General features: G+C 45.9%; 12 protein-coding genes. All 12 read right to left on the bottom strand.

The genetic code is table 11. The features are described 5' to 3' along the window. Window positions 1-12: 12 nt before the first annotated feature. Entirely contained in the window at window positions 13-2,316 is a 2,304-nt protein-coding gene (locus FXV75_RS01465) for a putative bifunctional diguanylate cyclase/phosphodiesterase (protein WP_148830850.1), read from the bottom strand. A gap of 123 nt (window positions 2,317-2,439) precedes the next feature. Continuing rightward, a complete protein-coding gene (gene rlmF, locus FXV75_RS01460; protein ID WP_148830849.1) occupies window positions 2,440-3,432 on the bottom strand; it encodes a 23S rRNA (adenine(1618)-N(6))-methyltransferase RlmF in 993 nt (330 codons plus the stop codon). A gap of 87 nt (window positions 3,433-3,519) precedes the next feature. Beyond that, window positions 3,520-3,924, bottom strand: coding sequence for a LysR substrate-binding domain-containing protein (locus FXV75_RS01455; protein ID WP_262368434.1), 405 nt, complete (start codon window positions 3,922-3,924; stop codon window positions 3,520-3,522). Window positions 3,925-4,086: 162 nt separating this feature from the next. Continuing rightward, window positions 4,087-4,437, bottom strand: a complete 351-nt coding sequence (locus FXV75_RS01445; protein WP_148830848.1) for a DUF6164 family protein — start codon at window positions 4,435-4,437, stop codon at window positions 4,087-4,089. A gap of 108 nt (window positions 4,438-4,545) precedes the next feature. Then, window positions 4,546-6,105: an EAL domain-containing protein gene (locus tag FXV75_RS01440; protein ID WP_148830847.1), complete on the bottom strand. Its 1,560-nt coding sequence runs from the start codon at window positions 6,103-6,105 to the stop codon at window positions 4,546-4,548. A 187-nt stretch (window positions 6,106-6,292) separates the two neighbouring features. Further along, window positions 6,293-6,844 carry a DUF3833 domain-containing protein gene (locus tag FXV75_RS01435; RefSeq protein ID WP_148830846.1) on the bottom strand — a complete coding sequence of 184 codons (552 nt, stop codon included), beginning with the start codon at window positions 6,842-6,844 and terminating at the stop codon, window positions 6,293-6,295. Between the two features lie 35 nt (window positions 6,845-6,879). Then, window positions 6,880-7,599, bottom strand: coding sequence for a hypothetical protein (locus tag FXV75_RS01430; protein WP_148830845.1), 720 nt, complete (start codon window positions 7,597-7,599; stop codon window positions 6,880-6,882). A gap of 8 nt (window positions 7,600-7,607) precedes the next feature. Next, the gene (locus FXV75_RS01425; protein ID WP_148830844.1) at window positions 7,608-8,141 is read right to left on the bottom strand and encodes a DUF2878 domain-containing protein; all 534 of its coding nucleotides are present in this window, start codon (window positions 8,139-8,141) and stop codon (window positions 7,608-7,610) included. 22 nt (window positions 8,142-8,163) lie between these two features. Beyond that, entirely contained in the window at window positions 8,164-9,423 is a 1,260-nt protein-coding gene (locus FXV75_RS01420) for an SAM-dependent methyltransferase (RefSeq protein ID WP_148830843.1), read from the bottom strand. Between the two features lie 26 nt (window positions 9,424-9,449). After that, window positions 9,450-10,241, bottom strand: coding sequence for a DUF1365 domain-containing protein (locus FXV75_RS01415; protein ID WP_148830842.1), 792 nt, complete (start codon window positions 10,239-10,241; stop codon window positions 9,450-9,452). Further along, window positions 10,235-11,485 (bottom strand): NAD(P)/FAD-dependent oxidoreductase, encoded by a 1,251-nt coding sequence (locus FXV75_RS01410; protein WP_148830841.1) that lies wholly within the window; start codon window positions 11,483-11,485, stop codon window positions 10,235-10,237. Before FXV75_RS01410 ends, FXV75_RS01415 begins: the two co-directional genes overlap by 7 nt. A gap of 186 nt (window positions 11,486-11,671) precedes the next feature. Then, window positions 11,672-12,424: an SDR family NAD(P)-dependent oxidoreductase gene (locus FXV75_RS01405; protein ID WP_148830840.1), complete on the bottom strand. Its 753-nt coding sequence runs from the start codon at window positions 12,422-12,424 to the stop codon at window positions 11,672-11,674. Window position 12,425: the final 1 nt, after the last annotated feature.

Genomic DNA, 12,425 nt, shown 5'->3' with positions numbered 1-12,425 from the left:
TCATTGGGCGGCTTATCGCCGATGAAACGCCTCACGCCATTGAAAAAACGCGTCTGCCACAAGTGGCTTAGAAAAGAAATAGCCCTGTATTTTGTCGCAATGATACTGCCTTAATAGTGCAACGCCTTCGGCGTTTTCAGCGCCTTCGGCGGTCACTTGAAAGCCCAGACTGTGGGACAAATCGATGGTCGCCTTGGTAATGAATTCGTCGTCTTTATTCGTGTCAATGTACTGGATAAAAGCACGATCAATTTTCACTTCATTCACAGGCAATTCTCGTAGATACGACAACGAGGATTGACCAGTGCCAAAATCGTCAATGGCAAGATGAACCCCCCTATCTTGTAGCGCTTTTAATACACGGATCACTTGCACACGATCTTTCATGACCGCACTTTCCGTGACTTCTAACGCCAGCGCGCGCACGGGTAAATGGTTGGCTTTTAGCGCGTCTGACACCATGGAGGGCAGGTTTTCGTCGACCAAATCGTGAGCCGATAAATTGACCGCCACACGAATCTCATGACCCAGCGCCCACCATTGACTAAGCTGTGATAAGACGGTTTCCAAAACCCATTTTGTAAGGAGCTGTATAATGCCTGCGTGTTCCAATAAACCTATAAATTCATCAGGCGGGACAAAGCCCAGCTCAGGATGAACCCAGCGAATCAGCGCTTCGGCTTCGTGACAGTCGTCAGACGCTAAGCCCACTTTGGGTTGATATACGACAAACAATTGATTGTTAACCAAAGCAGCAGGTAAATCGCGAATAATGCTCAACTGGCGACGGTGGTTTTCGTCTTGGCCAATTTGATAAAAAACGCATAATTCACTCGATTCACGTGCCTCATCCGCCACAATATCCAAGCGACGCATGGTGCTGTTAACGCTGCTCGTAGCATGTTCAAAAGGCAACACACCAATACTGATGTCTAACCGAATACTAGAACCTTCTTCCACTTCAAATTCTTTGGCATACAAACACTTTAACTCGCTGCAATCTTGCAAAGTGATGTTTCGATCAAAGATCAGCAAAAATTTATCGCCATTTAAGCGCGCCAACATATTGGCATCATGCCCCCATCCCTGAAGCCGTTCGGCCATTTTAGACAACAACACATTGCCCACATCAAAGCCCAACATATTATTGATGTCTTTAAAATGTCGGATATTGACCAAGACCAATCCACCTTGCTCTTTAGGTAACGTTTTACCTAAAAACTGCTCAACCGCACTCTGATTAAACAGGCCGGTTAATACGTCATGGGAAGCTCGAAACGTCAGCTCTTTTTCCCTATTGATGATGGCGTTTTGCATGGTTTTCATAGTGTGAGATAACACACCAAACTCCCCTTCTATCTCAGGGGCCGTTACCTTATCTTTAGCCTCACCTCGACCGATTTGAGTCGCGTATTCTACTAAACGGCTAATGGGGCGCGTCATATTACGCGCCAATCCCACTCCTAAAAGCAACGCCAATACTAAGGCACCGGTAAAGATCAACACCAGCTGTTTGCGCGTATCATTGTAGCTTTGCAACCAAGGACCATACGATAAGTGAATCATGCCCCATTGATTGGGAATCCCCAGATCCATGCCAAGCGTGAGGTACTTTTCATCGTTCGAAAAAGCCGGCTCAACAAGAATACGTTGAATATTATCGATACTTTTAAGCAGCGTTGCTTTTTCGTCTTGTGGTAAAGTAGACCCGCCGCTAAACAATTGATTGTCTTTCTCAAACACAAAGCTGATATCCAACCCGGTAACGTCTTTGATTTGCTCCGCCAACGCTCGATCTAACAAAAAAGCCATGCCCACCCAAGCAATGATATTAGGCGCTCGAATAGGAACCAAAACGAGCTGATACGCCAAATTATTCAGCGCGATCATGGTGCTAATAGACGACCCACCAGAACGACGCGCTGCGACAACAAGGTCGCCAATGGTATTGTTCAAGTCTATGTTTTGAGTCGCGCTGATCAGCTCACCACTGGGTGATACGAGAATGGACACATCGGCATTGATACGAGCGCCATGATTTTCAAGTACCGATTGGATGGTGCCCGTTTCTCGGGTTGCCACGGCTTGCTTGAAGCCAAAATCAGAGGTGAGTATTTCAACACCTTTCGTTAACTGCTCGGCTCGGCTGGCCAAAAATAAGTCGAATACGTTTCGAGATACGTCGATGGACTGCACACCTTGTTTATAGTTGCCTTCTTTCAAAGACGACAAAACCGCCAGGGCGGTGCCCAATTGCGCCAGTGCAAGCAACACTAAAATAAACATGATCAACCGTGCTTGAAAACTTTTTAACACGCTAAAACCTCTTAAATACACATCATATTCTATCACTGGCTCGGCATCACTGACCCTAAGCTAACAGCTCAAAGCCCATTAAAGAATAGGGCTTAACACTTTGACACGCTTTAGTGACATCGGCTAAGTTTGCCAATAATGATCTTTCCAATAATCCACCTGATCATCCGCCAAAAAGCTCCATGCGACAAACCGGCTGATCTTCTGACCTTGTGCCATATTGATCGTCTTTACTTGAACGGCGCCGACCTCTTTTAAAACGCGATAAATGGCGTCTAAATTATGCTGTCGAGCCACTAAAGACGTAAACCAAAAACAACGTTCACCGTATTGCACACTTTCTTTAATCATGCGCGTAATGAAGCCCGCTTCTCCTCCCTCGCACCATAACTCAGCGGCTGTACCACCAAAATTCAAGGTAGGATTTGACTGAGGCGTGGCGTCCACAGATTGGCTTTTTACGCCGCGCCATTTGCGTTGCGATTCACCCACCATCGCTGACTCGCTAGTGTGAAAAGGAGGGTTACACAAGGTCAGATCAAAGCGGTCTTTGTCTTTCCAAATACCGTCAAATAGCCTAGCCGGTTGCGCTTGTAGGCGTGCGCTGATGGCGCCTTTCAAACAAGGGTTTGAAGCCACAATCGCCTCGCATGTCGCCACGGCCACCGTATTGACATCCGAACCGACAAACTGCCAGCCATATTCTTGATGTCCGATAATGGGATACACACAATTGGCCCCAACGCCCACGTCCAACACCTTAACGCCCTTACCGCGAGGAATAACACCCTGGTTGCTGGTCGCCAACAAATCCGCTAAATAATGAATGTAATCCGCACGCCCTGGAATCGGTGGGCACAAATACCCCGCAGGAATGTCCCAAAATGCCACGCCATAAAAATGGCTCAGCAAAGCGCGGTTGAGGGTTTTTACCGCCTCAGGATTGGCGAAATCTACAGATTCGTTGCCGTACTGGTTCAACAGAATAAAACGGCTAAGTTCAGGGCAAGAATCGGCTAATAAAGCAAAATCGTAACGCGCACGATGCGGATTACGTGGATGGAGTTCAAGCTTCTTCGTGCGTTTGCTTTTCGTGTTCTTGCTTTTTAAAGCCACTGTGCTGCCATTGTGTTAGATCAAAATGTGAGTATAACTGAATTCTAAGGTGAGGCCTAAAAGTGCATTGGCTTTAGGGTTCAGGGTTCAGGGCTCAGGGTAAGGAATCAACGCTTTTACCACTCGTTCACAAATCCCCCTAAACCATTGCACACCGGGGTCATTTTCGACGGTTTTAGGCCAGCTAGAATAATAACGAATAAAAGGAAAATCCATCGGTAAGTCTTTGACCACCAGCCCAAATTGCTGACGAAAGCGCTCTGGTAACAAGCCACTGTTGCTCATCAATAACGACGTTCTACCAACGGTTTCCAGTGCGGCCAACATATAAGGCGTTCGAAAAGCAAAACGCCGCTCACGGGCGCGTTCACCCAGCAGGGCATCTGTTATGACGGAATGGCTGCCACCCAGATTAACCAGTACATGCGAATACGCTAAATAGTCCTCTAAACTTAGGCGGGGCTTATTGGCTAACGGATGCTTAGCCGACATCACACGCCGACATATTAAGTCTATTTGGCATGTTTATCGTGGTCGCCAGCGCCATTAATGTGCAACTGATCAGTGCTCGAGTGCAACGCAAAGCCGCCTTACTTGCTAAACTTTCCTAATGACAGCCTTCGCAACAACGCAAGCATCATAATGGCCTAAACATTACAGCCAGAGTGTAAAGGGCGCAATCGACAAGCCCAACACGAGCAATACGGCAACCAGCGTAAAAAAAGCTTCAGCTGGGTTTTGACGAGCATGCTGAAAGTAGCCCAACACCCACTGCCCCAACGAAATAGGTCGCATGCCATTTGCTCGCTCGCTCTGATCCTCAAGAATCAGCGCTCTTGCTTGCTGGGCTTGCGCTTTGTCTTTGACCCATAACCCTGCCATCGAGATCTGCCAGCGACCCGCATTGGTTTCGTAAAAAGCAACATCGTGATCCATTAACAATTGGCGGATAGCATCCGCCTCTTCGTCGGGCACGTATTTTAATCGGAAAACCAGCGTCGCCATATTATCTAACCTTGACCGTAAAATTTGAGCGCTAAAGAGTAAGAGAAGCCAAGCAAGAATACAATCTTACAGCCCATACAGCGACGCTGTCCTTACATACCGCTTGAATTATGGACAGTGGTGAATGTTCTTTTCAAGCCAGGCAATCACTTGCTCTTTAGGTAAAGCCCGACAGAAATAGTAGCCTTGTACTTTATCGACGCCGAGCGCTCGAACCGCGTCTAGTTGGTCTTTTCGCTCGACACCCTCAGCCACTAACGCCATGTTCAGTTCTTTTGCCAGCTTGGTGACAGACGTGAGTATTTGACGGGTAAATGGGTCTTCTTTCAAGCCTGCAATGAACACTTGGTCTAATTTTAGGGTGTCATAAGGAAACCGGCGTAAAAAGTCTAAACCGGCGTAACCGGTTCCAAAATCATCCACTGACAAGCCAACACCCAAGGCTTTAATACCCTCAAAACGACTGACCATAACAGGTAGCTCAATCATTGTTAACACACTGGTTTCCGTCACTTCCAACCCAAGCCGGCCTTTGAGTTCTGGGTATTCTTGCAAAATATCGCATAAGGTCGTCGCAAAAGACTCTTTCAATAAGCTGTGTCGGTCCACATTCACCGAGATGTGAATGTTGTTGAGTGGCTGTGGGTATGCTCGGTATAAATCGCCCACCTTTCGAATCACCATCCAAGTCAGGTCATCGATTAGACCCAATCGTTGTACCATATCAACAATAACCAACGCAGGCACCTGACCGTGCAAAGGGGAATACCAGCGAACAAGGGCCTCTAATTCGTGATTCACCTCAGTGTTTAGCGACACAATCGGCTGAAAATGAACCTCCAACGTACCGTTTTTAATGGCTCGTTTAAGACAATGCCGCAATGACCGCCGATAATAGAAAAACATGTGATGCGAAGCGTAAAAAACGATACTCAGCAGCAGCCAACACACCACAATAAAGGGCAACAATGAAAATAGAGTCTGCCAATACAAGCCAGAAGGCAGGGACACGTCCAAGGTCATTGCCCAATCCTCTAACGTCACGCTTCGTTTAGCGAGGATGTTTAAGTCGTCGCCTTGGCGGCTCGAAACGAGTATCTGCTTACCCACCGTTAACGCATAAAAAAACTCGGGCAACAGGATCGGGTCCAAAAGGTTGGTCAATATTTCAGGGGGCGCCAAGCCATTGATACCGAGCCCATCGGGGCGTTGATAAAAAGCAAAAAAGGTTGATTCGCTCAGTGTAGTAGAGCGCATTAAAGACACGGTAGTCCGCTCTTTACTGCCCGTAATACGAGCAATAATTGAACTGTAAAGGGTAATATCGATCGCGCCAATACTTGAGCAAAACACCGTAAAACCTTCGTCAAAGAGACCAAACTCTTTAAACGTTGGCGAAAAAAACACCGCACGCTGCAGCCGAATGGTATCGGCTTGCTCACACGTCTGAGCCGATTCGTCGACGACGTGTTTCAGCTCTTTGACGATACCATTCATCTGATCGCTAAGCACCGCGTGAGCAGAACGGGTTTTACTTTCTACCTCCGCAAGCAGATAAATATACAGTCCCGCTGTGAAAAACGTTAAGCACACAAGCAAGGATAAAAAAACGTGGACGATCAAGATATTTTGTTTAAAAGAAATGTGTGGCAGCGTCGTTTTCATCATACTTGGTCATCCTTTCCAGCGGTCTACAAATACTTTACATCAGTTTGATGTAATTTTTTGTAAGACTAACGCATGATCACACAAATACAAAAAAGCACCAACAAAAAAAGCCACCCAATATGGCATTTTTTGACGGTAACAACCGCCCCACAAATAGGCCGTTAAAAGGACATTCTAACCAAGACTTTTAGCCCGGCGTTTTCTCGATCACTATCGATAAATACCCGACTTCAATACCAAACTTTCTCATTACAGACTCATTTATAACAACGCCTTCTTTGACCATGTACATGCGGTCATCAACATTCACTTCAAGCAAATCACCGTCGTAGGGCACTTGTAAGACGTAGTTCATAAACAACGCATTGCCCGAGATATTGATGTTGCCAGAACCGACCACGTCATTGGCCGTTGCGGTGTAATCACCCTGCTCATTTGGCGTCATGATCCATGTACGATTTTGCACTTCGCCATCATCAAACACAAAGACCTCAGCCAATGTGCCCACTCCGTTCTCCCATTGTCCATCCAGTGTGGCATTAAAATAGCGAATCACTTCACCACTGCGATTTTTTAAAATACCGTGGGCGGTTAAAGAACCAGAAAAGAAGGTTTGCAGTTCGAATTTTGGCTCGTTTTTAGCGTAAATAGACAGGTCCGTCGTGGAACACGCCGTCAGCGTAAACAAGCACAGCAAAGCGGCCACTTTCATTACCATTGAGCGCCATAAAGAACCCATATTACTTCTCCAAATTATCAAATTAAGCCCGTAAATTAAAAATAGCGGTATTGAATATCCACACTTTCGTATTTGCCTTGTGCATCACAAATATTGGCTCGGCCCGTGAAACGCAACAAGCGCTTGCTTGTTGAATCGTAAGCGACAATAAGGGGGTCTACCGCTAACTTGACTACCCAAGAAATAGGCGACAGAGAAAAACATTGAGCATTAAGGGGCGTCTCATCAAGGCACGTCACTCGGCTAAAACGAAACGCAAAGGTGGTCAGCTCACTGGGAACCAAGTAGTCAACATCAAGCGTTTTACCGGACACCAGAGCATCCCAATATTGCTTTATAAAAGCATCAAAACCGGCATCTACCACCATACCGGATTTTAAAGACACGGACTTTTTACTGGGTGATGACTGGCTATTTTCTTGATAAATCATCTCTAATTTACCCTGAACCGCCTTCACCTCAGTTCGCTCGCCATTACGCTCGTTAACCTGTAAAAAGTTTGGTGTGACAGCGGACATTGAAAAATTTAACATTTTACTGCCAAACACTTGCCCCTCAGGTTCAGAATACTCGACTTGATAAAAACCATTTTCTAGGGGCTGATGGGTTTCTCTATAAACTAAAGAGCCGGTTTTGATGCTGTAAGCACTGCCTACCATTTTAGCAAAAGGTTCACTGGCGACACTGGCGACACTCAACAAGAGCCCACTGCATAACAAGATTAGCGGTTGCAGTATTCGTGTGTTATTTGACATAAATATTCTCACTTTGCGACCTCACTCGATTGAAACAACCCCCACCTCTCGCTCATCCAAACGCCGAACGGTATGACCAATGCCCAAATAATCGCGATAATCCCCAAGGTCAATACGGTGGGCTGAGCCAAAGTAATACCGGCCAGACTCGCGCCGGCAAAATAGCTCATTGTCGGCCCTATCGCGCCCAACACAGCACTCAACCAATACCGTGATTGTAAAAATGCCAAGCTGTGAACAAACAAGGTACCGACACTGATCCACAAACACAGCAGCCAGATAGGCGGCAATTTATAAGCTGACAAAAAATCCTCGGTTGATGCAAAAATGCCAAGCTGAAATAAAGTGCCATCAACTAAGATACCTAACCCTAAAAAAGCGAGTAATAAACGCCATTCTCGTCGACGGCGCATGAAAAAACGATCGTGCAACACCAGATACAAAGCCGTTATAACAACCGCCCAGACATTTCCGGCTAACAAACAAACAAACCAAACGATTTGAAACAACACAGCATTTATTAATGGCTTTAACGGTTTCATGCCGTTGGCTCCCTGTGTTTATTTAGATAGACAAACGATGCTCAGGCTTCGCAAACACAAACTGCCCCGTACTGATCGCTCTCTCTTTAAAGCCGCCTTCACAATACGCGAGATAAAAGTCCCACATACGACAGAAAACATCATCGAAGCCCATCTCGGCCACCTCATGACGCGATGCGTGAAAACGCGTCCGCCAATCCGCCAACGTTTTTGCGTAATGCTCGGTAATGTCTTCCAAACCCACAATTTGCATGTCTGTTTTAGAGGCAATCTTATGAGCAATAACTTGGTTTGAGGGCAAACAACCGCCCGGAAAAATGTAACGCTGAATGAAATCGACTGAGCGACGCGCATAGTCATAACGTTGATCTGCAATAGTAATGGCCTGAATCACCATAACCCCATGAGGCTTTAATAAAGCACTGCATTTAGAAAAATAACTGTCGTAAAACTCATGTCCGACAGCTTCGATCATTTCGATAGAAACCAGCTTGTCATATTGACCTTGTAGATCACGATAATCTTCTAACAACAGGGTGATTTTGTCTTGCAAACCTTCTGCCTCAACCCGCGACTTAGCAAACTCATATTGCTCTTTTGAAATCGTTGTTGTGGTGACTTGGCAGCCATAATGCTTGGCCGCATGAATGGCCATACCGCCCCAGCCAGTACCAATTTCAACAAGATGATCTTCTTTACCCAGTTGCAACTTTTGGCAAATACGGTCCAGTTTATTCACCGACGCTTCTTCCAAAGAAGAGTCAATTTGTGGATAAACAGCAGAAGAATACATCATCGTAGGGTCTAAAAATAACGAGAAAAAATCATTACCAAGGTCGTAATGGGCAGAAATGTTTTCTTTGGAGCCTTTTTTCGTGTTGGCGTTTAATTTGTGTATGACTTTGGCGCCAATACGGCTCCAAATAGGACGTTTGGCGTCCATCTTATTAATCACATTCAAATTGGCCACCATCAAACGAATAACCGCCACCACATCCGCAGAAGACCACCAACCCTTCATATAAGCTTCACCGGCGCCGATGCTGCTGTTCGAAAATATGTCTCGATAAGTATGAATATCATGAATATGAATGTGTGCACTGTAAGTGGCGCTGTCTTTTGGTTCACCAAATAAGTAGGTTTCGCCATTTTCTTCTAATGTCAAATGGCCTATTTCTAATCGGCCTAACATGGCAAACACCATTTTACGCGCGACCTTGTCAAACCATGTTGTTGTTCGATTCTTTATCACTTTCTGATTTTCCATACTGACGGAGTTCATTGTTGTTTGTCTCCTAGTGGATGTTACTACTTTGTATTATGGGTAGTGGAAGAGGATGATTGACTCGGATGTGAATGAAAAGGAATTTTCTTCATCCAAATTTTGAGCGCTTGCCAATAAATTCCGCAGGCTACTTTGAGGGTCATAACTGGGTAAGTAAAAAGCACTCTCGCCATAGAGGCCGCTGTCAGTGGCCTGCGGGTTAACGATAAGGTCGCATCAAATACCAAAGACTCACCAACCAACTCTTTGTTCTGCATATGAACCGCTAGTTTTTGGTTCGGTTGATTACTACGCCAGTCATAAAACTGCTCCATTGGATGAAAAGGTGACACGTGCATTTCTTTGTTAAAAGTCATACGTTGAGTGCGTTTCTCTGGATCACACCGAAGCACATAGGCCACTTTTTCTTTCCAAGGCGTGTTCGTCACTTCAAGCAACATAGCTTGCAGCTGGTTCTGTTCGTCAAAACAATAATAAATCGTTATGGGATTGATGATAAAACCAAAATAACGGCAATTTGTCAGCATACGCACCGGACCAGATAAAGCCAGATCAAGGCGATTGTTCACTTCACTCAACACGGCGTCTTTGATCGCTATCGCGTTGTCACCAAAGTAATCACCACGATCAAAACGCGCCAGAGCCGACGATTTCAACGACCACCAACGACTCATCGCCATCACGCGATCAAGCTCATCAAGATCAAAGTACATCATAAACACCGAATAACGAAACCCATGAGCACGAGGTGCGAAACGCCGATGCCTCACTGTACCATGGTAAATAGCGCTGTGCTTAGGTACAAAATCTACCATACAACACCGAGCCCATTGGCGACACGAACACCGCTCCAGCAACCGTCCTCATGAAAGCCATTGCGCCAATAGGCACCACAAAACCACGTATTCTTCACACCATTGATATCTTGCCAGCGGTCTTGCGCCTTAATGCCGTCCAAAGTAAAAGTTGGATGGGAATATTGAAAGCGCCCGATGATTTTTTTGTCGTCGATCATGTCGGTTTGATTGAGCGTCACGACGTAAGTGGTATCACTTGTGAAATGCTGCAAGATATTCATGTTATAACTGAGCGTTGCCGGCTTGGTTCTGTCTTCGCCTAGATGATAATTCCAGCTTGACCAAGCGAGTTTTTTCTTCGGCAACAGACGAGTGTCTGTGTGCAACACCACATCATTGTTGCGGTAAGGTAACGCCGTTAATACGGTTTTTTCGTCTTGCGTTGGGTCTGCCAACAAAGCCAACGCCTCATCGCTGTGGCACGCAAACACCACCTGATCGAATACTTGCTCGGAACCGTCTGCAAACAAGATATTAACCGCCGACTCAGAACGCGTAATCGATTTAATGTGAGTGTTCAACTGTATCTTGTCTTTAAAAGAGGCGGTTAACGAAGGTAAATAAGCCGACGAACCCCCTTTAATTACCCGCCATTCCGGACGATTGTTCACGCTCAACAGACCGTGGTTTTTGAAAAAACGTACAAAAAACACCAGAGGAAATGCCATCATTTCGTCTAACGTCGATGACCAAATTGCACTGCCCATTGGGATCAAATAATGACTAGCAAAACGAGCGCCATACCCTTTGGCTTTGAGGTATTCACCCAGTGTGACGCCTTCTTTTAACTGACCACTTTCCAAATCCTGAATGGCTTCTTTGTTAAATCGGAGAATGTCTTTTAACATGCCCATAAACGGCACATTAAAAATGTTTCGGCGCTGTGCAAACAGTGTATTCAAATTATTGCCACCGTATTCCAACCCTGTACGCTGACAACTGACACTAAAACTCATTTCAGTGGCTTTTGAATGAACACCAAGTTCATCCATTAATCGAATAAAATTCGGGTAAGTCCAATCGTTAAACACAATGAAACCCGTATCGATGGCGCGTATACTGTCGCCCTCGGGCACTTCAATCGTCGCCGTGTGACCGCCGATACGTCCAGCCGATTCAAACACCGTCACATCGTGCTCTTTATTCAAAAGATACGCGCTGGTTAATCCTGAAATCCCTGACCCTATTATGGCTACTTTCACTCATTGTCTCCTTAAACATCGATTATTAACCCGCCATGCAGATCGGTCACTGCGCCTACCGCTTAGGCCGCAATGGGTGTTAAAAGTTGCACTCAAGACCAGACTAAAATCCACAAGGTAAAAAATAAACCCCATGAATTTTTGTATAAGAATTACTTGGTCCCTTATCCTGTTGATTACAGGTCTCTACCTAGGTGCTACCTTACCGAGCCACCACTTAGGAAAGTGGCGAGCAACCCACAGCATAGTGGACAAGCGCTTAGGGAAGGCAAACTCAAAAGGTCGCGACTGCAATGCAGAAAACATTCTTTTTGCCGCGTCATCTGCTGACATCAAAAAAGGCATCGAAAAGGTGTTTTTCTGCGTCAAAGGGGTGTCTACAAAGCCAGGTAGCAAGCAGGTTACATCAATCTTAAAGGGTTTTAAGTCCATCCTCAGAGACGACAAAAAGTACCGTGCGGCCGCCTTGCTCGCACCATACGCCTCCGCCTGAGGAAAGGCCGCTTGCACCGCTTGAGAACTCACTCCAACAAGGTGCCCACAGGACGACTTTTTGAGTAATGGCAAACACAGCGCGACACTGTTAACGAGTCCAAAAAAATTGACCGACATAACCCGGTCCATCATCTCCCAATCTATCGGCGAAGTAGTCATCTCCAAATATTCGCACGTCCCTGCGTTTAAGATCGCGCAATCAAGGTGCTCTGTACTCAACAAAAGCGCTTGCCTAACTGTCTCTACCTGATCGCTGTCAGTGACATCAAAAGGCAAAAAACTCAGCAATGAATGCGACGCGAATAATGCCGACAACTCGCCGGGCTTTCTCGCACTCGCTATGACTCGCCAACCCGCGTCCAGATATTGTTTAACTAAAGCAAAACCAATACCCGAGCTTGCTCCAGTAATCCAAACGACATCGTGATCCGTTTTATGAGCCACC

It is taken from the genome of Marinomonas sp. IMCC 4694, assembly GCF_008122525.1.
Classification (GTDB): Bacteria; Pseudomonadota; Gammaproteobacteria; order Pseudomonadales; family Marinomonadaceae; genus Marinomonas.
Note: the sequence above shows the minus strand (reverse complement) of the source record. Positions and strands in the feature narration are given on the sequence as shown.